This is a genomic window from Salipiger mangrovisoli, assembly GCF_015223355.1.
GTDB lineage: Bacteria > Pseudomonadota > Alphaproteobacteria > Rhodobacterales > Rhodobacteraceae > Salipiger > Salipiger mangrovisoli.
Window position 1 is genome coordinate 40,669 of sequence record NZ_JADFFK010000011.1, and the last position, 26,868, is coordinate 67,536.

Here is a 26,868-nt window from a genome sequence, read left to right on the forward strand (position 1 = left end):
TTTGCGCACAACAGTGCCTGCCGCGAGGGCACAGTGCGGCGCGCGGGCGATGGACGCAGCCGCAGCACGCTGCTATCAGGCGCGCGAGCGATAACAGGAGAGGCGCCATGTCGAGCCACGGGGACCCGATTCCGATGATTGCCCGCAAGTCCGCGGGCCTTAAGGGCGAGGCGCATGTGCCGGGCGACAAGTCCATTTCGCACCGCTCGCTGATCCTCGGCGCGATGGCCGTGGGCGAGACCAGGGTGACCGGCCTGCTCGAAGGGCAGGATGTGCTCGACACCGCCAAGGCGATGCGCGCCTTCGGCGCCGAGGTCGAGAAGCGCGGCGACACCTGGCACGTGCATGGCGTCGGCGTCGGCGGCTTCGCCGAGCCGGGCAACGTCATCGACTGCGGCAACTCCGGCACCGGCGTGCGGCTGATCATGGGGGCCATGGCGACCACCCCGATCACCGCCACCTTCACCGGCGATGCCTCGCTGAACTCTCGGCCCATGGCCCGCGTCACCGACCCGCTGGCGCTCTTCGGCGCGCGCGCCTACGGGCGCAAGGGGGGGCGGCTGCCGATGACCATCGTCGGGGCCGAGGCGGCGATCCCGGTGCGCTACACCACCCCCGTTCCGTCCGCGCAGGTGAAATCCGCGGTGCTGCTGGCGGGGCTCAACGCCCCCGGCGAGACCGTGGTGATCGAACGCGAGGCGACCCGCGACCACTCCGAGCGGATGCTGACCGGCTTTGGCGCGACCGTCACCACCGAGCAGACCCCCGAGGGCCGGGTGATTACCCTTGTCGGCCAGCCCGAGCTGAAGCCGCAGACGATCATCGTGCCGCGCGATCCCTCGTCGGCCGCCTTCCCGGTCTGCGCCGCGCTGATCACCGAGGGCTCGGAGGTGCTGGTGCCGAACATCGGCCTGAACCCGACCCGCGCCGGGCTGTTCTTCACCCTGCAGGACATGGGCGCGGACCTGACCTTCGAGAACATGCGCGAAGAGGGCGGCGAACCCGTCGCCGACCTGCGTGCAAAGTTCTCGCCGAACCTCAAGGGGATCGAAGTGCCCGCGGAACGCGCCGCGAGCATGATCGACGAATACCCGGTGCTTTCGGTCGTGGCGGCCTTTGCCAGCGGCAAGACCCACATGCCCGGCGTCAAGGAACTGCGCGTCAAGGAAAGCGACCGGATCGACGCCATGGCGACCGGCCTGAGGCTCAACGGTGTGGAGGTCGACGAGGGCGAGGACTGGTGGACGGTGCACGGCCGCGGCTTCGGCGAAGTGAAGGGCGGCGCCACGGTGCAAAGCCATCTCGATCACCGCATCGCCATGTCCTTCATGGTGATGGGGCTTGCCACGGAAGCGCCGGTACGGGTGGATGACGGCGGACCGATCGCCACCTCCTTCCCGATCTTCGAGACGCTGATGACCGGGCTCGGGGCGGATCTGGGCCGCGAGGCGTGACGCGCCTCCTGCCGCTGGTCGCGGCCTTCGCGGCCGCGCTGCTCATCTGCATGGGCTATTACGCCTGGACGGTGCTCTGGCCCGGTGCCGGGGGGCAGCTGCCCTTCGACCTGCGCGTGCTGGGGTATTCGGCGACCGAGGCGCAGCGCTACCTGCTCGCCCTGAGTGACGACGCACGCGCGGTCTACCTGCTGGAGATGCGCTGGCTGGGGCTGGCCTTCCGCGTCGTGCTTGGCAGTGCGCTGCTGCTCGGGTCCTGGCACCTGTCGCGCGGTCGGGCCGCCTGGCGGCGCGGTGTCTTTCTGTTCCTGGCGCTCGCCTGGATGGGCGCGGATGCGGCCGAGAACCTGCTGGTCAACGAGATGCTGCTGCGCGGCCCGGTGGCGCTGGATCGCGCACTGGTGGACTGGGCGAGCCTGTTCACCCGGCTGAAGTTCGTGCTGCTGGCGGTCTGCGGCGTGGCGCTCTTCGGCCTGTGGCGGCAGCGGCGGGGCGGGTAACTTGCGGCCCTTGCTGGCGACGTCCATAAAGGCCGCGATCTGACAGAAAGGGACCGCCATGGCCTTCACCATTGCCATCGACGGGCCGGCAGCCGCCGGCAAGGGCACGATCAGCCGCGCCGTTGCGGCGCATTTCGGGTTCGCCCATCTCGACACCGGGCTCCTCTACCGCGCCGTCGGGCGCAAGATGCTGGATGGGGTCGAGCCGATCCTCGCGGCGCAGCAGCTTCGGCCCGAGGACCTCGGGGTAGACGGTCTGCGCACCGCCGCGGTGGGGCAGGCGGCCTCGCGCGTGGCGGTCCTTCCCGAGGTGCGCGCGGCGCTTCTCGACTTCCAGCGCGCCTTTGCCCGCCGCGACGGCGGCGCTGTGCTCGACGGGCGCGATATCGGCACGGTGATCTGCCCCGAAGCCGAGGCCAAGCTCTTCGTCACCGCCAGCGCCGAAGTGCGCGCCCGCCGCCGCTACGAGGAACTGTTGGCCGGCGGAGCCGTGACCGATTTCGAGACCGTCCTGGCCGAGACCCGCGAGCGCGACCACCGCGACGCCACCCGCGCCGATGCGCCGCTGAAGCCGGCGGCGGATGCGCTGATGATCGATACCTCGGAGCTGGATGTCGAGGCGGCCGTGGCCGCCGCCATCTCGGCGGTCGAGGCTCGGAGCCTGGAGCGGCTGAAGGGATGACCATGAAGACAGTTCGCATGGGGGCAGGCGGCCCCGAGGTTCCCGCCTTCGGTATTGGCGCGATGTCCTTCGCCGATTTCTACGGGCCGACCACCGAAGAGAATTCCTACGCGGTGCTGGACGCCGCGGCGGCGGCCGGGGTGGTGCATATCGACACCTCCAACGTGTACGGCATGGGGCGCTCGGAAAAGGCGATCGGTGCCTGGCTGAAAGCCAACCCCGGTGCCCGCGAGAAATTGCACATCGCCACCAAGGCCGGCATCACCAAGGACGCGCAGGGCCGGCGCTGCTACGACAACGCGCCCGAGCATCTCGAGGGTGAACTCGACGGCTCGCTGGCGCGGCTCGGGGTCGAGCAGGTGGATCTCTTCTACGTGCACAGGCGCGAGCAGGCGCGGCCCATCGAAGAGGTGACAGAGACGCTGGCCGGGCTCGTGAAAAAGGGCAAGATCAAGAGCTTCGGCTTCTCCGAGATCGCCCCCGCCTCGCTGCGCTGGGCCGCGGCGGTGCACCCGGTGGCGGCGGTGCAGTCGGAGTACTCGCTGGCGACGCGCTTCGTCGAGCTCGGGCTGGTGCAGGCCTGCGCCGAGCTGGGAACCGCTCTGGTCGCCTTCTCGCCGGTCGGCCGCTCGCTGCTGACCGACAGCCCGATCGGGGCCGAGGCCATCGCCGCCAACCCCTTCATCGCGACGAATCCGCGTTTCATGGCGCCGAACCTCTCGGCCAACCGCGCCTATACCGCGCGCTTCGCGGCGCTGGCCGCCGAGATGGGGTTGCCGGCGGCGGGATTGGCGATTGCCTGGCTGCTGACCCGCGGCGATCACGTGATCCCGATCCCCGGCACACGCTCGGTCGCGCATCTCGAAGAGCTGCTGACCGGCACCCGTGCCAAGCTGAGCGCGGACGATCTGGCGCGGATCGATCAGGTGCTTCCGCTGGGCTGGGCGCATGGCGACCGCTACTCCGAGGCGCAGCGCGTCGGTCCGGAGTATTTCTGCTGAAGTTGCCGGTGCGAGGCGTCGCCGTGAAGGGGGCGCTGCCCCCTCGCCGCTGCGCGGCTCACCCCCGGCGTATTTGACGGAACAATGAAAGGGGCAGCACATGTCTCATGTCACCCTTGTTCGGCACGGGCAGGCCAATACCCATGCCAAGGACGAGATCAACTATGACCGGCTGAGCGATCTGGGGCGCCAGCAGGCGCGCTGGCTCGGCGATCACCTGCGTGGCACCGGCGAGGTCTTTGCCCGCGCCTACTCGGGCACGCTGCAGCGCCACCGCGAGACCGCCGCGGAGATGGGGCTCGCGCTGGAGGTGGTGCAGGACGCCCGCCTCAACGAGCTGGAATATTTCACCATGGCGCAGCTCATGCACCAGCAGCACGGCATCGCGCTGCCACCGGACCGCGAGGGCTTCATCCGTCATTTGCCGACGCTGTTCACCTACTGGCGCGAGGGTCGGCTCGAGGGCGCGCCCGAGAGCTTCAGGCATTTCGAGAGCCGCGTCCGCGACGTGCTGGATGAGATCGCCGCGGGTGAAGGCCGGGCCGTGGTGGTCACCTCGGGCGGGCTGATCGGCATGGCGATGCGGGTGACCATGGGGCTCGAGATGCAGGCGCTCGCCCATGCCTGCCTTGCGATAGAGAACACTTCGCTGCACCGCTTCCAGCCGATCTCGACGGGGCTGTGCCTGACGCTGTTCAACGCGGTGCCGCACCTCGAAGGGGCGGAGAGGTCACTGGCACGCACGCATCTCTGACAGCCGGGTTTCCCCGAGTGCCGGTTTTCGGTAGCTAGGCGGGGACTTTGGCTGTGGAGAGACCGATGACACATCTCTGGGTGCGCGCGGAGCAGCGCCAGAACGAGGACCGGGTGGGCGTGACCCCCGAGGGGGTGAAGGCGCTGATCGCCGCGGGGCTGCGCGTCACCGTCGAGGAGAGCCGCGCGCGGGTCATCGGCATCGAGGGCTACCGCGCCGCCGGGGCCGAGATCGCGCCGGAAAACAGCTGGCCCGAGGCGCCCGGGGACGCGATCATCTTCGGCCTCAAGGAGCTGCCCGAGGACGGAACGCCCCTGCGCCACCGCCACATCATGTTCGGCCATGCCTTCAAGGGCCAGCCCGCCGGGCAGGTGCTGCTGAAGCGCTTCGTCGCCGGGGGCGGGGCGCTTTACGACCTCGAATACCTCGTCGGCGAGGACGGGCGCCGGGTGGCGGCCTTCGGCTACTGGGCGGGCTACGCCGGGGCGGCGGTGACGCTGCTGGCCTATGCAGCGCAGGTGCAGGGCGGAACTTGCGCGCCGGTTTCGGTCTGGCCGGGGGCGGCGGCGATGGAGGCGGCGGTCACCGACGCGCTCGACGCGGCGGGCGCGGCGCGGCCGAAGGCGCTGGTCATCGGCGCGCTCGGGCGGGTCGGCACCGGGGCGTCGGATCTCTGCCGCAAGGTCGGCGTCGAGATCACCGGCTGGGACATGGCCGAGACCGCTCACGGCGGGCCCTTCCCCGAGGTGCTGGAGCATGAGGTCTTCTTCAACTGCATCCTCGCGCATCCCGGCACGCCGGTCTTCGTGCCCGCCTCGGCGACCACCGATCCGCGCAGGTTGCGGGCCATCGGCGACATTGCCTGCGATCCGGACAGTGACTTCTCGCCGGTGAAGGTCTATGACCGCGTGACCGACTGGCAGGCCCCCGCGCTGCGGGTTCACGAGGAGCCGCCGCTCGACGTCATGGCGATCGACAACCTTCCGTCGCTTCTCCCGCGGGAGAGCTCGGAGGATTTCGCCGCGCAACTGCTGCCGCATCTGCTGACCCTGCCCGCGCTGAACGCGGGCGTCTGGGGCCGGGCGGCGGCGACCTACGACAGATACCTCAAGGAGGAACTTGCATGATTCATTGGTGCGGAACGGGGCTTTCATCCATTCCCGGCCTGCGGCGGCTGATCGAGGCCGGCCACGACGTGATGGTATGGAACCGGACCGAGACCAAGGCCCGCGAGGCCGTGGGCGACATTACCAATCGCATTCTCTCGTTCGCGCCCGAGGTGCTGGAGCCCGCGGTGCAGGAGGGCGACGTGATCGTCTCGATGCTGCCCGGCGACTGGCACGTGAAGCTGGCCGAGATCGCCATCAGGAAGAAGGCGCATTTCGTGTCCTCCTCCTACATCTCGCCCGAGATGCGCGGGCTCGACGCCAAGGCGCGGGAGGCCGGGGTGGCGCTGGTCAACGAGGTCGGGCTCGATCCCGGCATCGACCACCTGATGGCGCATGACCTGGTCGCGGCCTACCGGGCGTCCGACGCTTTCGATCCCGAGAACGAGATCAGCTTCCTGAGCTATTGCGGCGGCGTGCCGAAGGAGGCGAATGCCTTCCGCTACAAGTTCTCCTGGGCGCCGGTCGGCGTGCTGAAGGCGCTGCGCTCGCCCTCGCGCTCGATCCGCCACTTCGAGGAGCTGACCGTGCAGCGCCCCTGGGATGCGCTGACCCGCTACGACGCGCCGCTCGATCCGCCCGAGAGCTTCGAGGTCTATCCCAACCGCGACTCGCTGCCCTTCATCGAGCAGTACGAGTTCGGCCAGGACTGGAAAGTGAAGGACTTCGTGCGCGGCACGCTGCGCCTCAATGGCTGGTCCGATGCGTGGAAGGAGATCCTCGCCGAGGTCGAGACCGCCGACGACGCACGGCTGGCGCAGATGGCTTCGGACCTGCTGGCCAAGAACAAATACGCAGAGGGCGAGCCCGACCGGGTGGTGCTCTGCGTGACGCTCAAGGCCGAGAAGGCGGGCAAGGCGGTCTGGCACAAGACCTGGGTGATGGACGCCTGGGGCGACGCGCGCGGCTCGGCCATGGCGCGTCTGGTGTCGATGCCGGTGTCCTGGGCGGTCGAGGCGGTGCTCAGCCGCGAGATCACTCCGGGCGTCTCGGCGGCGCCCTCCGATCCCAGGCTGGTGGCGCGCTGGCTCGGCGACGTCGAGGGCCTGGCGCAGCGGATGATGCGGGTGACCGAGGCCGGCTAAGCGGCAACGGCCGGGCAGGTTCTTTGAATCTGCCCGGCGGCGCGCCGTGCGCGCGGCTCAGGCGACGCTTGAAGCGCGCAGCGCCTTGCGGGCTGCGACCATGTTCACCTTGCGGAACTCCTGCAGCCCGGTGACCTCGCGGCCGATCCAGCCGGGCAGGGGCAGGGGGGTGTCGAGGCTTGGCAGTTCCACCTCGGCGATGACGATCCCGGCAAGAAGTCCCGTATAGAGGTCGATCGTCCAGGTCAGATCGCCTGCGGGCACATAGGCTCGTGTCTTCTCGACAACATCGGTGCAATGGGCGGCGAGCATCTCCTCGGCGTCCTGCGCCGGGATCGGGTATTCGAACTCGTCTCGGGCCAGGCCGTCGCGCCTGCCCTTGATGCAGAGCGTCGCGCGGTCGTCGTAGAAGCGCACGCGCGCCTTGCGCCCGTCCTCGGCAGCGATGAGCCCGTCGCGCAGCCGTTCGCTGTGGGAGACGCCGGATTTCCAGTCATCACTGGCGACAAGGAACTTGCGCTCGATTTCTTTGGCCACGGGACACACGGGTTGTGATCGAAAAATAGGCGAAATACATACGCGGCTATAGCGTGGCAGCGTTTCGAAGGCCACAGCAGAAATCGCAATGCTGCCATGACCTTCGCCCCTGATGCGGGGCGTGCCGTCATGCAAAAGGCGCGCCCCGGGGGGACGCGCCTTTGTGCTTTGCGGGGCGTGCTTACTGCGCTGCCTCGTAGTGCTCGTCGAGCACCTTGGCGAACTCGTCGTAGGACATGTTCGAATAGGGCTTTCCGTCGATGATGAAGGAGGGCGTCGCGGTGATGTTGTCGCGGGTCGCGTTCTCCTGGTACCAGCCGACGAGAGCCTTCAGCTTGGCCCCGTCGTTCATGCAGGCGTCGAGCTGGTCCTTGCCGACGCCGGCCATCAGGCCGATCTTGCGCAGCCCGTCGGCGATGCCCTGGTCCGAGCCCGCCTTGATCCAGTCGCCCTGGGTCTTGTAGATCATGTCGGAGATGCCGAAGAACTTCTCGGGCGAGCAGCGCGCGACCATCGCCGCCCACATGCCGTATTTGTCGAAGTAGACATCGCGGTAGACCAGCTTCACCTTGCCGGTCTTGATGTAGTTCTCGTCGATCTGCGGCAGCACCTCATTGGAGAAGCGCGCGCAGTGCGGGCAGGTGAAGGAGGCGTACTCGATGATCTCGACCGGGGCGTTCACATCGCCTTTCACCATCTCGACGATCTCGGGCGTGGTTTCCGCGGCGCTGGCCTCGCTGCTCGCCTCCTGCGCGCTGGCCGCGCCGGGCAGGGCGACGCCCCCGAGGGCGAATGCGGCCGCGAGCGCGGCGACGGGAAGAATGCGGGTCATGTAAGGTCCTCTTGTGGTTGCCTTGCCTGCGGCGTTTCCGCCGCCAATTGCCTCACGGCGCTATTGCCGCGATTTCGAAATGACGTTGCCTGCGAGGCGCTCGAGCGCGGCGCGCAGGCCCTCGTCATGGATGTCTTCTGCCACCCGGTGCGCCTCGGCCTTGATCTCGGGCGAGGGCTCGGGCTTTTCCGCCTTGGCCGCGTGGCCAAAGGCGACGCGGCCCTCGGCAAAGCCGGTGGCGGCGGTCTGGGTGATGCGGACGCGGGCGATGGCGTTGTAGCCGTAGACCGCGTTGACCTTCTCGCGCAGCTGCTCCTTCTGCATCTCCAGCAGCGGCGCATTGGCGCCGGTGGTCAGCAGCGTCAGCGTCGCGCCGAGCCCCTGCTGGCGCGCGTAGCTGACCTCGACCGGGCGGGCCATGGCGGCGATGTCGGCGCCGACGATCTCGTCCCAATGGGTCAGCAGGCGCGACTGCGCGAAGCCGCGGCTCTCGCTGGCCTTGCGGATCTGCGCGTTCAGCAGGCCCGAGGTCTTGGCGAAGCCGTATGTTGAGGTGTTGCGCCGTGCCATCTTGAATCCCTCTCTGCGGACCTATTCTAGTGACCCCGCATCCGCATGCCAGCAGGGAATCGCTTTTGTCGTCGATGATCAAGGGAATGTCAGCCACGCGTGACACGGCGCAGGCCGCAGATCTGCTCACATGGTACGATCGCCATGCCCGGGACCTGCCCTGGCGGGTCAGCCCGGCGGCGCGGGCGGCGGGGGTGAGGCCCGATCCCTATCGCGTCTGGATGTCCGAGATCATGCTGCAGCAGACCACCGTCGCGGCGGTAAAGAGCTATTTCGAGGCCTTCACCGCGCGCTGGCCCACGGTGTCGGAGCTCGCCGCCGCCGAGGATGCCGACGTCATGGCCGCCTGGGCGGGGCTCGGCTACTACGCCCGCGCCCGCAACCTGCTGAAATGCGCCCGCGCGGTCGCCGACGAGCATGGCGGGGTCTTCCCGCAGACCCTGGAGGGTCTGCGCGCCCTGCCGGGTGTCGGGCCCTACACGGCGGCGGCGGTGGCGGCGATTGCCTTCGACCTGCCCGAGACGGTGGTCGACGGCAACGTCGAGCGGGTCATGGCGCGGCTGCATGACGAGCACATGCCGCTGCCGCAGTCGAAACCCGTGCTGACCGGCTACGCCGCGGTGCTGACGCCGCAGGAGCGTCCGGGGGATTACGCCCAGGCGGTGATGGACCTCGGGGCCACCATCTGCACGCCGCGCAACCCGGCCTGCGGCCTTTGCCCCTGGCGCAGCGCCTGTGCCGGCTGGGACCGCGGCACGCAGGCAGAGCTGCCGAAGAAGGCGCCGAAGAAGCGCAAGCCGACCCGTCACGGCATCGCCTACCTGGTGAAGCGGGTGGACGGCGCCTGGCTGCTCGAGCGGCGGCCCGACAGCGGGCTGCTGGGTGGCATGCTCGGCTGGCCCGGCTCGGAGTGGTCCGAGGAGGCGCCCGCCGACATGCCGCCGATCCGCGCCGAGTGGAAGACGCTCAACGTCGAGGCCCGCCACACCTTCACCCATTTCCACCTGTGCCTGACGGTGAAGACCGCGCTGGTGCCGATGGAACGCCAGCCCGAGCGCGGCACCTTCGTCGCGCCCGAGGTCTTCGACCCGGAGGACCTGCCGACGGTCATGCGCAAGGCCTTTACCCTGACGTCGTCCTGACCGGAGCGCGCGCCGCATTGACCAGGGCGGCGCGATCGGCACAGTCTGCCCGCAGCCGCCCTTGCCACGCGCCGTGCCAGCCGGGCGAGATCATGGGTAGGTGACGATGCACACGGGTTTGACGATTTCCCCGGCCAGGCTGGCGCGCTGGACCGCCGCTGCGCCTTTCTGGCTGGTCTACCTGTTGCCGGCGCTGGTCTGGATTGGCGCGCTGAAGGGCGGGCTCTGGGTGCTGCTGCCGCCGCTGGCCACCTGGTACCTCTTCTCGGCGCTCGATGCGGCGCTGGGGCTCAACACCGCCAATGCCGATCCGCAAGCCGAGGAGAGCGACCTCTTCTGGTATCGCGCCGGGGTGATGCTCTGGGCGCCGGTGCAATGCGTCACGCTGTTCGCGTTGATCTGGTACGTATCCGGCAACGAGGGACTGACCAACTGGGAGAAGTTCGGCGTCTTCTTCGGCACCGGGGTGATGACCGGCACGGTGGGGATCGTCTATTCCCACGAATTGCTGCACCAGCGCAACAACCTCGAGCGGCGGCTCGGGGACTGGCTGCTGGCGATGGTGCTCTATTCGCATTTCCGCTCCGAGCACCTGCTGGTGCATCACCTCTGGGTCGGCACGCCGCGCGATCCGGTCACCGCGCGCTATAACGAGGGCTTCCACCGCTACTACGCGCGGGTGCTGCGCCAATGCCCGGTCTCGGCGTTCCGCGCCGAGAGAAAGCTCCTGGCCCGGCGCGGGCTGCCCTGGTGGCACCGGCGCAACCCGTTCTGGCTCTACCTGCTCTTGCAGGCTGCCATGCTGGCACTGGCTCTGTTGCTCGGCGGCTGGGGCGGGCTGGTGCTGTTCCTCGTGCAGGCGGGGGTGGCGATCTGGCAGCTCGAACTGACCAATTACGTCGAGCACTATGCGCTGACCCGGAAGTACCTCGGCGCGGGGCGCTACGAGCACGTCAAGCCGCACCATTCGTGGAACTCGGCCCATACCGCGACCAATTGGCTGCTGATCAACCTGCAGCGCCACTCCGATCACCATTACAAGCCCGACCGGCGCTTTCCGCTCTTGCAGACCTACGCCGAGAGCGAGGCGCCGCAGCTGCCCTATGGCTATCCGCTGATGACCATGGCGGCGATGGTGCCGCCGGTGTGGCGGCGGGTGATGAATCCGAAGGTCAGGGCCTGGCGCCGGACATGGTACCCCGAGATCGAGGACTGGTCCGCCTACAACAGGGCGCGCACGCCCTTGCCCAAGGGCTCGGTCTGAGGCATCGCCGCGCGCCGGGGGTTTCACACCCCCGGACCCCCGTGGGATATTTCGGCCTAGAAGAAAGCGCGCCGCGGCTGCGGGATTGCATTCCCCTTGGCCGCCCAGCAAACTGCGGCCAGCAAGTTGAAAGAGGTGCGCCATGTCGCTCGAGAAAGCCGCCCGCGCGGTGCGTGAAAACGCCTATGTCCCCTATTCGAAGTTCAAGGTGGGGGCCGCGATGCTGGCACCCTCGGGCAAGATCTATGCCGGTTGCAACGTCGAGAACGTCGCCTATCCCGAAGGCACCTGCGCCGAGGCCGGGGCGATTGCCGCCATGGTGGCCGCGGGCGAGACCGAGATCATCGAGGCCTATGTCATTGCCGATTGCGCGCACCCGCTGCCGCCCTGCGGCGGCTGCCGACAGAAGCTGGCAGAGTTCGGCAAGTCCCATGCCAAGGTGACGCTGGCCACCACCGACGGGGCGACTCTGGAGACCACCGTGGGCGAGCTGCTTCCCGGCGCCTTCGGCACGGGGCACATGGACCGCGTCTGATGGATGCCCGCACCGTCATCGCGGCGCTGCGCCGGGGCGAGGCACCCTCGGACGAAGGGTTGCGCTGGTTCGCGGCGGGGCTCGCGGACGGCACGGTGACCGCGGCGCAGGCCGGGGCCTTTGCCATGGGGGTCTGCCTGCGCGGCCTGCCCGAGGCGGCGCGGGCGGTGCTGACGCTGGCGATGCGCGACAGCGGCCACGTGCTGCGCTGGGACCTGCCGGGACCGGTGCTCGACAAGCATTCGACCGGCGGGGTGGGCGATTGCGTGAGCCTCGTGCTGGCGCCGATGCTGGCGAGTTGCGGGGTCTACGTGCCGATGATCTCGGGTCGGGGGCTGGGGCACACCGGCGGCACGCTCGACAAGCTCGAGGCGATCCCCGGCTATGAGACAAGCCCGTCGGAGGACCGGTTGCGTGCCGTGCTGCGGGATGCAGGCTGCGCCATCGTCTCGGCCTCGGAGGGGATCGCCCCGGCCGACAAGCGGCTCTATGCCATAAGGGACGTCACGGCGACGGTGGAGTCGCTCGACCTGATCACCGCGTCTATCCTGTCGAAGAAGCTGGCGGCGGGACTGGAGGGGCTGGTGCTGGACGTGAAGGTGGGATCCGGGGCCTTCATGAAGACCATGGAGGAGGCGCGGGCATTGGCGCGCTCGCTGGTCGGCACCGCCAATGCCGCGGGCTGTCCGACGACGGCGCTGATCACCGACATGGACCAGCCGCTTGCCGATGCGCTGGGCAATGCGCTGGAGGTGCGCGCGTCGCTCGAGGTTCTGACCGAAGGCGCGGGCGGGCCGCTGCTTGAGCTCTCCGTGGCGCTGGGGGCGGAGCTGCTGGCCGGCGCCGGGATCCCGCAGGGCGAGGCACGGCTGCGCGAGAGCATTGCCAGCGGCGCCGCGGCGGAGCGCTTCGGGCGCATGGTGCGCGGGTTGGGTGGCCCGGCGGATCTCGTCGAGCGTTGGCGGGAGATGCTGCCGCAGGCCCCGGTGGTGATCGACGTGGCCGCGCCCGAGGCCGGGCATGTGGCGGCCATGGACGGCGAGGCGTTGGGGCTGGCGGTGGTGCACCTTGGTGGCGGGCGCGAGGTCGAGAGCGATCCGGTGGACCCCGCCGTCGGCCTGTCGCATGTGGTGCGGCTCGGGCAGGCGCTCGAGGCGGGACAGCCGCTGGCGCGGGTGCACGCCGCGAACGAGGCGGCGGCACGGCTCGCGGCGCGGGCGGTGCAGGCGGCGATCCGCATCGGCGAGGCGCCCGAAGTGGCGCCGCTGGTGCGGGAAAGGATCGCGTGATGCGGGCCTTCCTGGTGGTGATGGATTCGGTGGGGATCGGCGGCGCGCCGGATGCGGCCTCGTATTTCAACGCAGGCGTGCCCGACACCGGGGCCAATACGCTGGCCCATATCGCGCAGGCCTGTGCCGGGGGCCGGGCCGAGGAGGGTCGCAGCGGGCCGCTGCGCCTGCCGGTGCTGGATGCGTTGGGACTGGGCGCAGCCGTGCGGCTGGCCAGCGGCGACGCGGTGCCGGGGCTGGGGGCGGAGCCTTCGGGGCTTTGGGGCGCGGCGTCGGAGCGCTCGAGGGGCAAGGACACGCCCTCGGGCCATTGGGAACTGGCGGGGCTGCCGGTGCCCTGGGACTGGCACTATTTCCCCGAAGCGCCGCCGGTTTTCCCGGCGGAGCTCTTGGCAAGGGTCTGCGAGATCGCCGGCGCAGAGGGCACGCTGGCCAATTGCCACGGCTCGGGCACGGTGATGCTTGAGGAATATGGCGAGGCGCACCAGCGCACGGGATGGCCGATCTGCTACACCTCGGCCGACAGCGTCTTCCAGATCGCCGCGCATGAGGAGAGCTTCGGGCTGGAGCGCCTGCTCGACCTCTGCGAGAAGATCGCCCCGGTGCTGCACGAGATGAAGGTGGGCCGGGTCATCGCGCGACCCTTCCTCGGGGAGCCGGGCAGCTACAGGCGCACCACCAACCGGCACGACTACGCGATCATGCCGCCGGAGCGGATCCTCACCAACTGGGTGCAGGATGCCGGGCGGCGGGTCTACGCCATCGGCAAGATCGGCGACATCTTCTCGATGCAGGGCATCGACGAGGTCCGCAAGGGCGACGATGCCACGCTCATGCGCCATCTGAACGATCTCGTGGACGAGGCCGAGGAGGGCTCGCTCACCTTCGCCAATTTCGTCGAGTTCGACAGCCTCTACGGTCACCGCCGCGACGTCTCTGGCTACGCCCGCGCGCTCGAGTGGTTCGACGCCGGGCTGGGCCGGCTGCTGCCGCGCCTGCGTGCGGGGGACCTGCTGCTGATCACCGCCGATCATGGCAATGACCCGACGTGGACCGGCACCGACCACACGCGCGAGCGCGTTCCGGTGCTTGTGCACGGGCGCGGGGCAGGGCAGATCGGGCGGATCGCATTCGCCGATGTGGCGGCAAGTATCGCGGCGCACCTGGGGGTGCCCGCGCAAGGACCGGGAAGGAGCTTCCTTTGAGAGACCCAAGAGACCACGACGAGGAAAGCCTGCACCGGATCAAGGGGCTGCCCAAGGTCGAACTGCACCTGCACATCGAGGGCGCGGCACCGCCGTCCTTCATTCGCGGGCTGGCGCAGGAAAAGAAGGTGCGGCTCGACGGCGTCTTCGCCGAGGACGGCTCGTACATCTACCGCGACTTCGTGCATTTCCTCGAGGTCTACGAGGCGGCCACCTCGGTTCTGAGGTCGCCCGAGGATTACGCCCGGCTGACCACGGCGGTGCTCGAGGAATGCGCCTCGAACGGCGTGATCTACGCCGAGACCTTCATCTCGCCCGACTTCTGCGGCGGCGGCGACGTCGGCGCGTGGCGTGAATATCTGCACGCGATGCAGGATGCGGCGGACCGCGCCGAGCGCGACATGGGCATCACCCTGCGCGGCGTGGTCACCTGCGTGCGCCACTTCGGCCCCGAGAAGGCCAAGGCGGCGGCGCTCTGCGCGGCGGAGACCGCCGGCGACTGGATTGTCGGCTTCGGCATGGGCGGCGACGAGAACCGCGGCGAGCAGCGCGACTTTGCCTACAGTTTCGACATGGCGCGCGAGGCCGGGCTGCGGCTGACCACCCACGCCGGCGAATGGCGCGGCGCGGCCGAGGTGCGGCGGGCGATCGAGGATCTGGGCGTCGAGCGCATCGGCCACGGCGTGCGCGCCATCGAGGATCTCGCGCTGGTCGACCTCATCGCCGAGCGCGGCATCACGCTCGAGGTCTGCCCCGGCTCCAACGTGCGGCTTGGCGTTTTCCCCTCGCTTGCCGCGCATCCGATCCAGAAGCTGCGCGATCGCGGGGCAAAGGTCACCGTCTCGACGGATGACCCGCCGTTCTTCCATTCCACCATGGTGCAGGAGTACGAAAACCTTGCACGCACCTTCGGATGGGAGGAAGAGGACTTCATCGAGATCGCCAAGTCCTCCGCGACCTCGGCCTTCTGCTCGGCCGACACGCGCGAGGCGCTGCTGAAGAGACTGGAGAGCGCATGAAACACCTGACCGTCGTAGATCACCCGCTGGTGCAGCACAAACTCACCCTCATGCGGGAAAAGGACACGTCGACTGCCTCCTTCCGCCAGCTGCTGCGCGAGATTTCCCTGCTGCTGGCCTATGAGGTGACCCGCGAGTTGCCGGTGACCAGCAAGCAGATCGAGACCCCGCTCTGCGAGATGGCCGCCCCGACGATCGAGGGCAAGAAGCTGGTGCTGGTGTCGATCCTGCGCGCCGGAAACGGGCTGCTCGACGGCATCCTCGAGCTGATCCCGGCGGCCCGCGTCGGCTTTGTCGGCCTCTACCGCGACGAGGAGACGCTGGAGCCGGTGCAGTATTACTTCAAGGTTCCCAAGAACCTCGAGGACCGCACGGTGATCGCGGTGGACCCGATGCTGGCCACGGGCAACTCCTCGGCCGCGGCGATCGACCTGCTGAAACAGGCGGGCGCGAAGAACATCATCTTCCTGTGCCTGCTGGCCTCGCCCGAGGGCGTGGCGCGGATGAAAGAGGCGCACCCCGACGTTCCGATCATCACCGCCTCGCTCGATGAGAAGCTCAATGAAAAAGGCTATATCGTTCCTGGACTAGGGGATGCGGGAGACCGCATGTTCGGCACAAAATAAGCCCTCTCAACGCTTTACAGCTGCGCGGCGGTCATGCAAGACTGGCCGCGCAGCTTCCTGGGGGCGACATGCGTATCACGGTTCTGGCACGTCACGCCATTCTGGCACTCGGCACGGCCCTCGGGTCGGTTCTCGCAGCCGCGCCGGTGCTGGCACAGCGGATCGACACGATCAGCGAGCCGGCAGAACTGCCCCCATCAAGCTTCACTGGCCCGCAATATGTCGACAGCCGTGGCTGCGTGTTCATCCGCGCCGGCTTTGACGATGCGGTGATCTGGGTGCCGCGGGTCAGCCGTGCGGGCGCGCCGGTCTGCGGCTACGCACCGAGCCTTGCCGGCCAGAGCCGCAGCGTCGAGGCCCCCGCCGCGCCCGCTCCGGCCCCCGCCCCGACCACCCAGACACGCAGCGCCCGTGCCGCGCCCACCGGCGCTCCGATGGCCACCGTCGCCTCGAAGCCGGCGTCTGCCCCGGCACCGGTCGCCGTGGTGAAGGCGCCCGCATCGAAGCCACCCGCCGCCCCGGCACCGCGTGTCGTGGCCAGCGTGCCGGCGGCGAAGCCGGCCCCAACCCGTGCCCCGTCTGCGACCGCCGTGCCCGCGCCGACCCGTGGCCAACTTGTCGGCGGCGCCTGCGCTCCGGGCTTCAGCGGCCAGATCGTCAGCGACGGGCGCAGCGTGCGCTGCGGTCCGCAGACCAGCCCCTATGCAACCGAAGTGCGGCGCGGCGAAGCACCGGCTCCGGGCAAGAACGTCTACTACAATCACGGCGGCGGCCTTGGCAGCTGGCAGGACGGCAAGCTCATGGTGCCGGGAAGTACCCGCATTCTGCCGCGCCATGTCTTCGAGGAAGGCCCGGCCGAGCGCACCGTCGTTCCGGCGGGCTATCGCCCCGCCTGGGAAGATGATCGGCTGAATCCGAACCGCGCCCTGCAAACGGTGAAGGGCTATTACGACACCCAGCGGGTCTGGACCCAGGAGGTGCCGCGTGCCTCCACCGCCGGCACGGTGGTCGTCGCCCAGGCCCCGCGCGTGCGCTTCGAGGGGGACCCGGCGCTGAAGCCGGCGCAATCGACCACCGCCACCACGATGATCGCCGCGGCCTCGGACGGCGCCTCCGACGCCGGCTCCGCGCCGCGCTATGTTCAGATCGGGGTCTTCTCGACGGCGGATCGCGCCGGCGAGGCGACACGCCGCCTGCGCGCCGCGGGGCTGCCGGTCGAAGAACTCCTGCGCAAATCCGACGGCATGCGCCGCCTGCGCGTCGGCCCCTATTCCGATGCACGGGACGCGGGTCTCGCGCTGGCGAAGGTCCGCGCCACCGGCTATCGGGGTGCGATCCTGCGTTGAGCGTGACATTCGCCTAGGCAGGATATCTCGGGAGAGACCGCCGCTACGGTCGGGGCGCTGCCGTCATTTGCCGCGCTGAAAAGCCCGCGGGATGGATCGTCTGAGAAGACACGGGACCAAAGCCGCTCTGCCAGCGCGTCGTCAGCCGCCGCAGATGCCCTGCAACCTTACCCAATCCGCATCGCTGAGCACCTGCACGCTGCCCTCGGCGGCGCGCGGGTCGCCCTCGACCAGCGGCAGCACCGACTCTCCGGTGATGTCGCGGGCGTAGGCATAGGGCGAGCTGCGCAGCTCGATTTTCGCGAAGCCGGCCAGCAGCTCGTTGGTCGGGACGGGGGTCTGCGGCCTCGTGAGCAGCGCCTCGGCGTAGCTTTCCAGCGTGCCGCGCGGCAATGAACCGGTGGTCAGCAGCTTGAGGCTCGACCATAGGCCGGCGTGGCGCAGCAGGTCGCCCAGCGGGTCCGATTGCTTGGCCCGCAGCGACTCGGCGAGGATGTATCCGGCCGCGACGTCGGGATCCTCGTAATCCTCCAGCAATTCGTCGCTGATCAGGATGAGCCCGCCGGGCAGATGTGCCGTGTCGCGCAGCCCGTCACGCAGCACCACGAGGTCGCCGCGGCGGCTCTCGCCAAGCACACGCGCCGCGAGGTGGCGCAGCGGACGCACCGCCTCGTCGGTGCCGCAGGGACGCCCCGAAACGCGGCTGATCTGGCCAAGCAGCGCCTGGCCGATCTCGACCCGCTTGGCGCGTGGCACGACGCGCTCCGCGTGATCGAGAAGCGCGCCGGGCAGCCAGAGCAGTACCCCGGCCGCGACCAACGCGGCGATGCCGATCACCATGCGCAGACGCAGCTTGCCTGGCTTGGGACGCCGCCGCTCGATGTCGCGCAACACCCGGTCGATGGCATCGATCATCGTGGTTTCGTCCTCGGACAGCTCCAGTGTCTCGCCAGGGTCGCCGTCGGGGTGATAGAGCGCCGGGCTGCGGCCCTTGTTGGCGCGCACCACCGCGGCCATGGACCAATGCGACAGCGCGCGGCCGGAAATATCCGAGACGGTCAGCGTGGCGTCGCCCATCGACAGGATCACCTCGCGCCGCTGCGCATCCGGCTCGGGCCGCCAGAGCGCGGTGGCTTCGAGGCGCTGGTACTCCTTGAGGGCTGTCATGCTTGAGGCGTTCTCGGGGCGATCTCGGGGGCGGTCAGGGGCGGTCACGGGCGCTGTTCAGGGTCGGACATCGACCTGCCCGGGCCTTGTTCCGCCCCTGATTAGCAAGCTCCCCGCGCAGGAGCAATCGCTGCCGCGCCACTGGCGGCACTCGGGGCCCCGAGAAGGCGATAAGGTGGCGAAAAAGACGCGGCCTGGATGGGGGTTACGGATGTTCAGCGCGGCCGGTGGCGGTTAGGCTCGCCGGCATGATCATCTCGCCCGGCCGTGGCTACATCTTCGTGCATATCCCCAAGACCGGGGGCACCTCGCTGGCGCGGGCGCTGGAGGCGCGCGCCCACCGCGACGACATCCTGGTCGGCGATACGCCGAAGGCACTGCGGCGCCGGGGGCGGTTGAAGGGGCTGACACCGCGTGGGCGACTCTGGAAGCATTCCACGCTGGCCGACATCGATGGCATCCTGACGCCGGTGCAGATCGCCGGGATGCGCCGCGTTGCCCTGGTGCGCAACCCGTGGGACCGGATGGTGAGCTACTATCACTGGCTGCGCGGGCAGCGCTTCGAGCACCCCGCGGTGCGGCTCTCGCAGGAACTCGACTTCGGGGCCTTCCTGCTGCATCCGCAGACCACCGCCAGCCTGCGCGCCTGGCCCGCCGAGCGCTACCTGCGCGATGCCACCGGGGCGGATCGGGGCGACATCTGGCTGCGGCTCGAGCAGCTTGAAGGTGATCTCGCGCCCTTCGAGGCGCATCTGGGTTTCCGGCTCGACATCGGCCATGAAAACGCCTCGGCCCGCCGCCGCGACTACCGGGGCTACTACGATGCGCGCACCGCGGACCATCTCGCCGAAATCTGCGCTTTGGAGATCGCCCGCTTCGGCTATGGCTTCGACGGGGACAGCGGCGCGTGACCTTTGTGGCGATGATTGGAAAAATTATGCCGAGTAAAGGGCCATTAAGAGTTTCGTTAACCAATTGTTAAGAGCTTGCCGATTTGACTGTCGGCACGGTCGCGCCTTCGTCTACTGGCGGCCGTGCCAGGGGGTGAACCGCCCTATGATCGTTTCCGTTTTCTGTATGCTGGCAAGCATTTGATCTTGGATCGGGTACACCCTCTGGCGCTTTTTATCCCGGCAATCTCGGACCGTTCCGCGCAGGCCTGTGCTGGCTTGGTCGCGCGCGCCTTCTGGGCTGCCTGACGAGGATCTCAACGGATCGGATCGAGAAGCGCGTTCTTCAGGCGGCAGTCCTTAACCACGTCCTGGCCACAGGGTACCGGCTCCAGGTCCTTGGACAGGCACAGCCGTGCCTCCTGAATGCGCCCGGACTGGCAGGTGATGGTCAGCATGTCCGGCTGCCATCCGGGGTTCGCCTCGAGAAAGGCGTCCTCGACCACCTGTGCAGGCAGGGTGACCGGCGCATCGAGCCGGCGCAGCACCTCGGGCCGGTTCACCGCGGCAAAGGCGCGCCGCGCGAGCGCGAAGTAGTCCTGCGCGGACAGCCCGGCGCAGACGCCGTGCTTCTTCCACTGGTACCAGGCGAGCCCCTGCGTGCCCATGATGTCGGCCATGGCCGCGGTCTCGGCCCGGCTTGGCGGGCGCGCCGGACTGGCGCAATAGGACGGATAGCCGCGATGGTACTGCGGCCAGAGCCCGTGCAGCACCCATCCCAGGTCGCGGTCGCATTGCGGCGACTTCTTGGCCTCGCCGCCAAGCGCGCACCAGGTCGGCGACCAGCTCAGAGACAGCACGTAATAGTCGAACTCGCCCGGCCGCTCGCCGTCGGCGCGGGCCGCCGGTGCACAGGCGGCAAGACATGCGGCAAAGAAGAGCGGGATGGGCAGCCAGCGCATTTTCTCTTTCCTCTTGGGTTCGCCGCGACTATATAGGCCCGAAGTTCCCCGACAACGGTAACCCGTCCTGGAGAAGTAATCCGGGACCTCCCGAGGCAAGCGCCTTGGGGGAGGGGAGAAGATTTACGTAAGGAGATGATCCATGGCAAAACTGCTGCATCCCAAGGCGACCGCTGTCTGGCTCGTCGACAACACCACCCTCACCTTCAAGCAGATTGCCGACTTCACCGGCATGCACGAACTGGAAATTCAGGGCATCGCCGACGGTGACGTGGCTGGCGGCGTGAAGGGTTTCGACCCGGTCGCCAACAACCAGATCGAGCAGTCGGAAATCGACAAGGCCGAGAAGAACCCGCTCGCCAAGCTCAAGCTCAAGTACAACCCCGCCGCTGTCGACGAAGACAAGCGCCGTGGCCCGCGCTACACCCCGCTGTCGAAGCGCCAGGACCGTCCGAACGCGATCCTGTGGCTGGTGAAATTCCACCCCGAGCTTTCCGACGGCCAGATCTCGAAGCTGGTGGGCACCACCAAGCCGACGATCCAGTCGATCCGCGAGCGCACCCACTGGAACATCCAGAACATGCAGCCGATCGATCCGGTCGCGCTTGGCCTCTGCCGCCAGTCCGAATTGGACGCCGCCGTGGCCAAGGCCGCGAAGAACCGCGCCGAGGTGATGACCGACGACGAGCGCCGCAAGCTGGTGTCGACCGAGCAGAGCCTCGGCATGGACAGCCACGAGCCGCGTCTGCCGACCGCGATCGAGGGGCTCGAGACCTTCTCGCTCTCCGATCCGCGTGGCGAGGACGACGAGGAAGAGGACACCGGTCCGAGCGATTTCTCGGATGCCGACAGCTTCTTCAACCTGCCCTCCGGCGGTCACGACGATGACGAGGACGAGGACGACGAGGATCCGCGCCGCTAACGCGCGTTCCGATCCCGGATCGTCCCGAACTATGCAGGCCCGGCGCAGCGATGCGCCGGGCTTTTTCCATTCCGGAAGAGCCTCTCTGCGGGCAGCGCCGACACGGCGTCCGCGTCCTCGCGTCACGCGCCGATGCGGCGGATTGACGGGTTTCGCGCAAGCGGATATCGGCTGCAAAAGATGCACCCGAGCACGGTGCAGCGTGTCGCCCGCCGCGTGGCCATTACCGGCAAATGAGCGGGCCCTTTGGACAGATGAACGATGCTGGGAACGTCTTTTCCCTGTGGTGATCCGCTTGCCGAACGGCGCGCGGGTTTTGCTGAAACGATGGCCCATCTGGGCGACTACGGCGGGGCGATCGAAGTCCTGCGCGGTGCGATGGACATCGTGCCGGGCTGGGCGGCCGGCTGGTTCCGGCTTGGCGAATACTTCGAGGCGGTGGGCGAGGTCGAGGCTGCGGCCGAGGCCTGGGACAAGGCGGTTGTCGCCGATCCGCGCGACCCGCTTGGCGCGGGGCTGCGCCGAGACTTGCTGCGCGGCGTGCCGGTGGCCGAAAGCATGCCTCCGGCCTTTGTCGAGCTCTTGTTCGACCAATACGCGCCGCGCTTCGAGCGCTCTTTGGTGGGCAAGCTGAACTACCGCGGACCGGAACTGTTGCTTGCCGCGCTGCGGGCGCAGGGGTTCACGCAGGCTGGACACGCGCTGGATCTTGGCTGTGGCACCGGGCTCATGGGCGAGGTCCTGCGCTCCTCCTGCACCCGTCTTGACGGTTATGACATCTCGTCGGGCATGCTGGCCGAGGCCGAGGTCAAAGGTCTCTACGACGGGCTCGAAAAGCGTGACATCGGGGCGATGTCGGCGATCCTGCCGCGCTTCGACCTCATCGTCGCGGCAGATGTGTTCATCTACCTCGGGGCGCTGGAGCGGGTGATCGGCTGGTGCGCCGGGGCGCTGGCTCCGGGTGGGCATCTGGCGTTCACGCTGGAGCTCGGCGAGGCGCCTGTGCAGCTGCGGGAAAGCCGCCGCTTCGCGCATTCGCGCGCCTATGTTCAGGGCCTTCTGGCCGAGGCGGGGTTTGCCGGGGTCGTTTTGGCGGATTGCGTGCTGCGGCAGGACCGCGGGCAGGATGTGGCCGCACTTCTGGTCACCGCGCGGGCCGCGTCGCGGGTGCTGGATCGCGAGGGCGACGGCGAGGCCGAGGCGCTCGTCTAGAGCGCCTGCCCCTGCGGGTCAGAAGTTGAAGCTGAGGTTCAGCCGAAGGGCGGCGTCGCCATCGAGGTTCGATGCCGCCTCCAGTCGCCCGCCCAGCCCGTGGCCGCCCGCGGCACCATAGTCGACACCCAGCGCCAGCTGGTCCTGCTCGAGAAGCTCGCTGGCCACGAAGCTGCGGCTCCCAGCCTCGGTGACATAGGTCAGCTTGTCCTGATCACCGCCGAAGACGGTGTAGGCGGCATAGGGGCGCAGCGTGCCGCCCACGGCGCGCATCGGTGCCCCGAGTTCGGCACGGAAGGCGCTGGAATAGGTCACCCGGCTTTCGATCTCGCCGCCCTTGCGCACCAGATCATAATTCCCCGTGGCGTGGCGCAGCACGTCGCCGGTCATCACGAAGTCGAGTCCCGTGCCCGGCGCATCGCCCTCTTTCAGCATGGTCTCGCCGCGCAGGCTGAGGCCGAGGATGCGGCCGTCATGGTCGGTGCTGCCGCTCGCCGAAGCGGGGCTGGACAGCTTGTTGTGGGTGCGCCCCATGTAGAGCGTGCCACCATAGCTGACGCCATTCGACTCGCCGCTGTAACCGGTGCCGAGGAAATACGAGCGGATGCGCGCCTCGTGCACATCATCCTCGAGGTAGGAGACACCCTGCCCATAGCCCGCAAAGGCCGACAGGCCGTTGCTCCAGCCCCAGCCCAGCACCAGGCCCCGGCTGTTGTAATCCGAGTCCTGGGCATGGTCGGCTGCGCTGCTGCCGCCGGCGGCGTAGCCACCAAGGAAGAAGCCGTCCTGCCGGCTGGACAGGGCGGTATGGCCGATGCCGAAGCCGATCTCGCGCGACAGCAGATCGGCCTGCGTCAGCGGCGCGGGGTCGAGCGCGGGGACGCTGGCCTCCTGGGCGCGTGCGGCCAGCGGCACGAGAGCGGCGAGAAGGGCGAGGCGGAGGAGGGAGGGCGCGGATGTCATGGTCTGGCTTTAGCTCCAAGCAGGCGCTCCGCCCAGATGCCGGGGGTCACAGGCGTGTTACCCGCGGGCAGCGCGTTTCAGAGTTTGCGGCGGGCGTTCAGCGCCGCGGTGATCGTGCCGTCGTCGAGGTAATCCAGCTCGCCGCCGATCGGCACACCCTGCGCCAGCGAGGTGAGCGCCACGCGGCTCTCGAGCTGGTCGGCAATGTAATGCGCCGTGGTCTGCCCATCGACGGTGGCGTTGAGCGCGAGGATGACCTCGGTGACCGCCTCGCTGTCCACCCGAGCCACCAGTTGCGGAATGCGCAGTTCCTCGGGGCCGACGCGGTCGAGCGCCGAGAGCGTGCCGCCAAGCACGTGGTAACGGCCCTTGAAGCTGCCGCCGCGCTCCATCGCCCAGAGATCACCCACGTCCTCGACCACGCAGATCTGCCCGTTGGCGCGGCGCTCGTCGGCGCAGATCGGGCAGATCTCGGCGGTGCCCACGTTGCCGCAGTTGAGGCATTCGCGCGCGGTCGAGGCGACCTTGGTCATCAGCTCGGCCAGCGGCTTGAGCTGCAACTCGCGCTTGCGGATGAGGTGCAGCACGGTGCGCCGCGCCGAGCGCGGTCCGAGGCCCGGCAGGCGGGCCATCATCTCGATCAGCGCATCGATCTCGCTGCGGTCGGGCATGGGGGAGTGACCTTATGGGCGGCAGACCACGACCCGCCGGACTGCGCAGAGGGCCCGCGGCGCTCCGCTCTGTCCGGCCGGTCCCGGTGCCTGAGGCAGGCGTCTTAGAACGGCATCTTCATGTCGGCGGGCAGGCCCAGCTCTTCGGTGAGCTTGCGCATCTCCTGCTCGGCACGGTCCTGCGCCTTGGACTGCGCGTCCTTGATCGCGGCCAGGATCAGGTCCTCGACCACTTCCTTGTCGTCGCTGTTGAAGATCGACGGATCGATGTCGAGCCCCTTGAGTTCGCCCTTAGCGGTGGCGGTCGCCTTCACCAGACCGGCACCGGACTCGCCGGTCACCATGGTGGTATGCAGGCCTTCCTGCAGCTCGGCCATCTTGCTCTGCATGTCCTGCGCGGCCTTCATCATCTTGGCCATGTCGCCAAGACCGCCCAATCCTTTGAACATGTGTCTTCTCCTGTAATGGGTCCTGTGCGGATGTTGCCTTCTAGATACGGGTGGCGGGGGCAGGCGGCAAGGGAGGGGCAGGCGTATTTGCGGAACAATGAAGGGCCGGGCGCGGTCGCGACAGGCCGCGCCGCGCGAAATTGCGCAAAGGTGAACGGCATGGCGCTGCTGCGCGCGGTTGCGGCGGCTCTACTTGCCGTCGCGTCCCGCGGCCTCGTCGAGCAGGCGCGTCAGCAGCAGCGCCGCGCCGCCCAGCATCAGCGACCGGCCAAGGGAGTCGGTGACATTGGTGGGGGCAAAGGGGGCGACGTGATCGCGGGTGGTCAGCGCGGCGCGGCGCGCGCGCGAGCGCCGGGGCAGGTCGCCGAACTGCTTGGGCTGGGGCACGTGCCCGATGCGCGGCTTGGCCTTGATCAGCAGCGCGCCGATCGCCAGCAGCCCGCCGGCGAAGACGATCGGGGCGAGCCGGTCGCGGCGGGAGGCGGGCAGCGCATCGCCGAGGCGGTCGCGCAGGGCGGGCAGGGTGGCCTTGTGCACGGCCTTGTGCGGGTCGAAACTCATGGCGGGTCCTCCGGGATATGACAGAAGTCAAACCCGGCAGCGGCGCGCGGGTTCCCGCTTCAGGTGCCGATCACTCCTCCTCGAAGGGATCCCACTCGTCCTCGACCTCGGGCAGCGCCTCGACCGCGGCCTGCTGCTGCTCGGCCTCGGGGGTGCGGATCGCGACGATCTTCGCCTTTGGGAAGGCGGCGATGGCGGCCTGCACCAGCGGGTGTTGCGCGGCTTCGGCGCGCAGCGCGAACTCGGCGGCGTCGCGCTTTTCCACGATGGTCGGCGTTTCGCAGCCATTGACCAGCGACACCCCCCAGCGTGCGCCGGTGAAGCGCTGCAGCGCGGTGCCGAGGCGCTGCGCCAGATCGCCCGCGGCGTTGCGAGCCGGGGTAAACTCGATGCGGCCGGGCTGGTAGGCGGCCAGGCGCAGGCCGCTTTCCACCTCGACCAGCAGCTTCACGTCGCGGTTGGCGCGGATCAGCTCGAGCACGTGCTCGAAGGTGGGATAGCGGGCGAGGGCGTTGTTCTGTGCCACCGCGGGCACGGCGTTGCCGTAGATCGCGCTGGGACCGGAGGGGCCGGGATGGGTCGGCTGCACCTGGGAGCCATAGGCCTGCGTGCTGCCGCCCGTCGCGGCGCCCGCGGGCGCATGGGCATAACCTCCGCCGGGGCCGTTCGGGCCGGGCGGCGGGGGCGGCGTGTCCTGCAGCTTGCGCAGCAGCTCCTCGGGCGAGGGCAGCTCGGCCACATGGGTCAGCCGGATCACCGCCATCTCGGCGGCCATCATCGCGTTGGGCGCCTGCGAGACCTCGTCCAGCGCCTTGAGCAGCATCTGCCACATGCGGGTGAGCGCCCGCATCCCGAGGTTGGCCGCCAGCGCCGAGCCGCGCAGCCGCTCGTCGGGGCCGACGGTGGGATCCTCGGCGGCCTCGGGGGTGATCTTCACCACCGAGATCCAATGGGTCAGCTCGGCCAGGTCACGCAGCACCGCCAGCGGGTCGGCGCCCTCGGCATATTGCTCGGAGAGCTCGGTCAGCGCGCCCGGCGCGTCGCCGTGCATGATCTTCTCGAAAAGATCCATGACCCGGCCGCGGTCGGCGAGGCCGAGCATGGCGCGGACCTGGTCGGCGGTGGTCTCCCCGGCGCCGTGGCTGATCGCCTGATCGAGCAGCGAGGTGGCGTCGCGGGCCGAGCCCTCGGCGGCGCGGGTGATCAGCGCCAGCGCGTCATCGGTGATCTCGGCGCTTTCGCGAGTGGCGATCTTGCGCAGCAGCGCGATCATCACCTCGGGCTCGATGCGGCGCAGATCGAACCGCTGGCAGCGCGACAGCACCGTCACCGGCACCTTGCGGATCTCGGTGGTGGCGAAGATGAACTTCACGTGGGCGGGCGGCTCCTCCAGCGTCTTGAGCAGCGCGTTGAAGGCGCTGTTCGAGAGCATGTGCACCTCGTCGATGATGTAGATCTTGTAGCGCGCGGAGGCCGCCCGGTAGTGCACGCTGTCGATGATCTCGCGGATGTCGCCGACGCCGGTGTTGGAGGCCGCGTCCATTTCCAGCACGTCGACGTGACGGCCCTCCATGATCGCCTTGCAATGCTCGCACTGACCGCAGGGCTCGGTGGTCGGCCCGCCGGTGCCGTCCGGTCCGATGCAGTTCATGCCCTTGGCGATGATCCGCGCGGTGGTGGTCTTCCCGGTGCCGCGGATGCCGGTCATGATGAAGGCCTGCGCGATGCGGTCCGCCTTGAAGGCGTTCTTCAGGGTGCGCACCATGGCATCCTGCCCGACGAGATCGGCAAAGGTCTCGGGGCGGTACTTGCGCGCGAGTACCTGGTACTTGGGGCTGTCGTCAGTCATGGAATCCGTGGCGCTCCTTCGGTTGCGGCCAAGGTAAGGTGGGGGAGGGGCGAGGTAAAGCCGGGCGTCGGGGCGGCGACGATCCCTCCACATGTGTTGCGCGGGGACTTCCCCATGCGCCGCCGCTCTGGTATGACGCCCTCAGGCCCGATCGCAGGGGGCCGCCCCGTCCGCGGAAAGCGCGCGCACCTGCCTTTGAGAGCCGATCCCAAATC

Annotated in this window: 28 protein-coding genes; 18 read left to right on the forward strand and 10 right to left on the reverse strand. The window is 68.9% G+C overall.

Features of this window, described 5'->3' with window-relative positions; translation table 11 throughout:
* The first annotated feature begins 107 nt into the window (after nucleotides 1-107).
* The 7 genes from aroA (at nucleotide 108) to IQ782_RS15285 (ending at nucleotide 6,642) form a co-directional block, all read left to right on the forward strand.
* Nucleotides 108-1,454: a 3-phosphoshikimate 1-carboxyvinyltransferase gene (gene aroA / locus IQ782_RS15255; RefSeq protein ID WP_194135518.1), complete on the forward strand. Its 1,347-nt coding sequence runs from the start codon at nucleotides 108-110 to the stop codon at nucleotides 1,452-1,454.
* Complete coding sequence (locus IQ782_RS15260) at nucleotides 1,451-1,954, forward strand: hypothetical protein (RefSeq protein WP_194135519.1); 504 nt, start codon at nucleotides 1,451-1,453, stop codon at nucleotides 1,952-1,954. The genes aroA and IQ782_RS15260 overlap by 4 nt, the downstream gene beginning before the upstream one ends.
* A 58-nt stretch (nucleotides 1,955-2,012) precedes the next feature.
* Nucleotides 2,013-2,636 (forward strand): (d)CMP kinase, encoded by a 624-nt coding sequence (locus IQ782_RS15265; RefSeq protein ID WP_194135520.1) that lies wholly within the window; start codon nucleotides 2,013-2,015, stop codon nucleotides 2,634-2,636.
* A 2-nt stretch (nucleotides 2,637-2,638) separates the two neighbouring features.
* Nucleotides 2,639-3,637 carry an aldo/keto reductase gene (locus IQ782_RS15270; RefSeq protein ID WP_194135521.1) on the forward strand — a complete coding sequence of 333 codons (999 nt, stop codon included), beginning with the start codon at nucleotides 2,639-2,641 and terminating at the stop codon, nucleotides 3,635-3,637.
* A gap of 100 nt (nucleotides 3,638-3,737) precedes the next feature.
* Nucleotides 3,738-4,391 carry a histidine phosphatase family protein gene (locus IQ782_RS15275; protein WP_194135522.1) on the forward strand — a complete coding sequence of 218 codons (654 nt, stop codon included), beginning with the start codon at nucleotides 3,738-3,740 and terminating at the stop codon, nucleotides 4,389-4,391.
* Nucleotides 4,392-4,456: 65 nt separating this feature from the next.
* Nucleotides 4,457-5,518, forward strand: coding sequence for a saccharopine dehydrogenase (locus IQ782_RS15280; protein ID WP_194135523.1), 1,062 nt, complete (start codon nucleotides 4,457-4,459; stop codon nucleotides 5,516-5,518).
* Nucleotides 5,515-6,642, forward strand: a complete 1,128-nt coding sequence (locus IQ782_RS15285) for a saccharopine dehydrogenase C-terminal domain-containing protein (protein ID WP_194135524.1) — start codon at nucleotides 5,515-5,517, stop codon at nucleotides 6,640-6,642. Before IQ782_RS15280 ends, IQ782_RS15285 begins: the two co-directional genes overlap by 4 nt.
* A gap of 57 nt (nucleotides 6,643-6,699) precedes the next feature.
* On the opposite strand, the gene IQ782_RS15290 is transcribed toward IQ782_RS15285, so the two are convergent.
* The 3 genes from IQ782_RS15290 to IQ782_RS15300 all read right to left on the reverse strand — a co-directional run bounded on the left by IQ782_RS15290 (nucleotide 6,700) and on the right by IQ782_RS15300 (nucleotide 8,581).
* On the reverse strand, nucleotides 6,700-7,179 hold the full coding sequence (locus tag IQ782_RS15290; RefSeq protein WP_194135525.1) for a CYTH domain-containing protein: 480 nt from the start codon (nucleotides 7,177-7,179) through the stop codon (nucleotides 6,700-6,702).
* Nucleotides 7,180-7,360: 181 nt separating this feature from the next.
* Nucleotides 7,361-8,011 (reverse strand): DsbA family protein, encoded by a 651-nt coding sequence (locus IQ782_RS15295; RefSeq protein WP_194135526.1) that lies wholly within the window; start codon nucleotides 8,009-8,011, stop codon nucleotides 7,361-7,363.
* 60 nt (nucleotides 8,012-8,071) lie between these two features.
* On the reverse strand, nucleotides 8,072-8,581 hold the full coding sequence (locus IQ782_RS15300) for a DUF721 domain-containing protein (protein WP_194135527.1): 510 nt from the start codon (nucleotides 8,579-8,581) through the stop codon (nucleotides 8,072-8,074).
* Nucleotides 8,582-8,667: 86 nt separating this feature from the next.
* Here IQ782_RS15300 and mutY point away from each other — a divergent pair, with 86 nt between their 5' ends.
* From mutY to IQ782_RS15340, 8 genes are all read left to right on the forward strand, one after another.
* Nucleotides 8,668-9,723 (forward strand): A/G-specific adenine glycosylase, encoded by a 1,056-nt coding sequence (gene mutY / locus IQ782_RS15305; RefSeq protein ID WP_194135528.1) that lies wholly within the window; start codon nucleotides 8,668-8,670, stop codon nucleotides 9,721-9,723.
* Between the two features lie 106 nt (nucleotides 9,724-9,829).
* Complete coding sequence (locus IQ782_RS15310; RefSeq protein WP_194135529.1) at nucleotides 9,830-10,987, forward strand: alkane 1-monooxygenase; 1,158 nt, start codon at nucleotides 9,830-9,832, stop codon at nucleotides 10,985-10,987.
* A gap of 142 nt (nucleotides 10,988-11,129) precedes the next feature.
* Nucleotides 11,130-11,522, forward strand: coding sequence for a cytidine deaminase (locus IQ782_RS15315; RefSeq protein WP_194135530.1), 393 nt, complete (start codon nucleotides 11,130-11,132; stop codon nucleotides 11,520-11,522).
* Complete coding sequence (locus tag IQ782_RS15320; protein ID WP_194135531.1) at nucleotides 11,522-12,811, forward strand: thymidine phosphorylase; 1,290 nt, start codon at nucleotides 11,522-11,524, stop codon at nucleotides 12,809-12,811. Before IQ782_RS15315 ends, IQ782_RS15320 begins: the two co-directional genes overlap by 1 nt.
* A complete protein-coding gene (locus tag IQ782_RS15325; protein ID WP_194135532.1) occupies nucleotides 12,808-14,016 on the forward strand; it encodes a phosphopentomutase in 1,209 nt (402 codons plus the stop codon). The genes IQ782_RS15320 and IQ782_RS15325 overlap by 4 nt, the downstream gene beginning before the upstream one ends.
* Nucleotides 14,013-15,035, forward strand: a complete 1,023-nt coding sequence (locus IQ782_RS15330; RefSeq protein WP_194135533.1) for an adenosine deaminase — start codon at nucleotides 14,013-14,015, stop codon at nucleotides 15,033-15,035. The genes IQ782_RS15325 and IQ782_RS15330 overlap by 4 nt, the downstream gene beginning before the upstream one ends.
* Entirely contained in the window at nucleotides 15,032-15,661 is a 630-nt protein-coding gene (gene upp / locus IQ782_RS15335) for a uracil phosphoribosyltransferase (RefSeq protein WP_194135534.1), read from the forward strand. Before IQ782_RS15330 ends, upp begins: the two co-directional genes overlap by 4 nt.
* A gap of 68 nt (nucleotides 15,662-15,729) precedes the next feature.
* On the forward strand, nucleotides 15,730-17,007 hold the full coding sequence (locus IQ782_RS15340) for an SPOR domain-containing protein (RefSeq protein WP_194135535.1): 1,278 nt from the start codon (nucleotides 15,730-15,732) through the stop codon (nucleotides 17,005-17,007).
* Nucleotides 17,008-17,148: 141 nt separating this feature from the next.
* On the opposite strand, the gene IQ782_RS15345 is transcribed toward IQ782_RS15340, so the two are convergent.
* Nucleotides 17,149-18,174: a hypothetical protein gene (locus IQ782_RS15345; RefSeq protein WP_194135536.1), complete on the reverse strand. Its 1,026-nt coding sequence runs from the start codon at nucleotides 18,172-18,174 to the stop codon at nucleotides 17,149-17,151.
* 248 nt (nucleotides 18,175-18,422) lie between these two features.
* Between IQ782_RS15345 and IQ782_RS15350 the strand changes: the two genes are divergently transcribed.
* Nucleotides 18,423-19,085, forward strand: a complete 663-nt coding sequence (locus IQ782_RS15350) for a sulfotransferase family protein (protein ID WP_194135537.1) — start codon at nucleotides 18,423-18,425, stop codon at nucleotides 19,083-19,085.
* A 296-nt stretch (nucleotides 19,086-19,381) separates the two neighbouring features.
* On the opposite strand, the gene IQ782_RS15355 is transcribed toward IQ782_RS15350, so the two are convergent.
* Nucleotides 19,382-20,026 carry a ribonuclease T2 family protein gene (locus IQ782_RS15355; protein WP_194135538.1) on the reverse strand — a complete coding sequence of 215 codons (645 nt, stop codon included), beginning with the start codon at nucleotides 20,024-20,026 and terminating at the stop codon, nucleotides 19,382-19,384.
* A gap of 142 nt (nucleotides 20,027-20,168) precedes the next feature.
* Here IQ782_RS15355 and IQ782_RS15360 point away from each other — a divergent pair, with 142 nt between their 5' ends.
* Nucleotides 20,169-20,948, forward strand: coding sequence for a DUF1013 domain-containing protein (locus tag IQ782_RS15360; protein ID WP_194135539.1), 780 nt, complete (start codon nucleotides 20,169-20,171; stop codon nucleotides 20,946-20,948).
* 261 nt (nucleotides 20,949-21,209) lie between these two features.
* Nucleotides 21,210-22,160 carry a class I SAM-dependent DNA methyltransferase gene (locus tag IQ782_RS15365; protein WP_194135540.1) on the forward strand — a complete coding sequence of 317 codons (951 nt, stop codon included), beginning with the start codon at nucleotides 21,210-21,212 and terminating at the stop codon, nucleotides 22,158-22,160.
* Between the two features lie 18 nt (nucleotides 22,161-22,178).
* On the opposite strand, the gene IQ782_RS15370 is transcribed toward IQ782_RS15365, so the two are convergent.
* The 5 genes from IQ782_RS15370 to IQ782_RS15390 all read right to left on the reverse strand — a co-directional run bounded on the left by IQ782_RS15370 (nucleotide 22,179) and on the right by IQ782_RS15390 (nucleotide 26,653).
* Nucleotides 22,179-23,123 carry a hypothetical protein gene (locus IQ782_RS15370; RefSeq protein ID WP_194135541.1) on the reverse strand — a complete coding sequence of 315 codons (945 nt, stop codon included), beginning with the start codon at nucleotides 23,121-23,123 and terminating at the stop codon, nucleotides 22,179-22,181.
* 77 nt (nucleotides 23,124-23,200) lie between these two features.
* Nucleotides 23,201-23,794, reverse strand: a complete 594-nt coding sequence (gene recR, locus IQ782_RS15375; RefSeq protein WP_194135542.1) for a recombination mediator RecR — start codon at nucleotides 23,792-23,794, stop codon at nucleotides 23,201-23,203.
* Nucleotides 23,795-23,898: 104 nt separating this feature from the next.
* Entirely contained in the window at nucleotides 23,899-24,243 is a 345-nt protein-coding gene (locus IQ782_RS15380) for a YbaB/EbfC family nucleoid-associated protein (protein WP_194135543.1), read from the reverse strand.
* A 189-nt stretch (nucleotides 24,244-24,432) separates the two neighbouring features.
* Nucleotides 24,433-24,804 carry a hypothetical protein gene (locus IQ782_RS15385; RefSeq protein WP_240989323.1) on the reverse strand — a complete coding sequence of 124 codons (372 nt, stop codon included), beginning with the start codon at nucleotides 24,802-24,804 and terminating at the stop codon, nucleotides 24,433-24,435.
* 70 nt (nucleotides 24,805-24,874) lie between these two features.
* Complete coding sequence (locus IQ782_RS15390) at nucleotides 24,875-26,653, reverse strand: DNA polymerase III subunit gamma/tau (RefSeq protein WP_194135544.1); 1,779 nt, start codon at nucleotides 26,651-26,653, stop codon at nucleotides 24,875-24,877.
* Nucleotides 26,654-26,868: the final 215 nt, after the last annotated feature.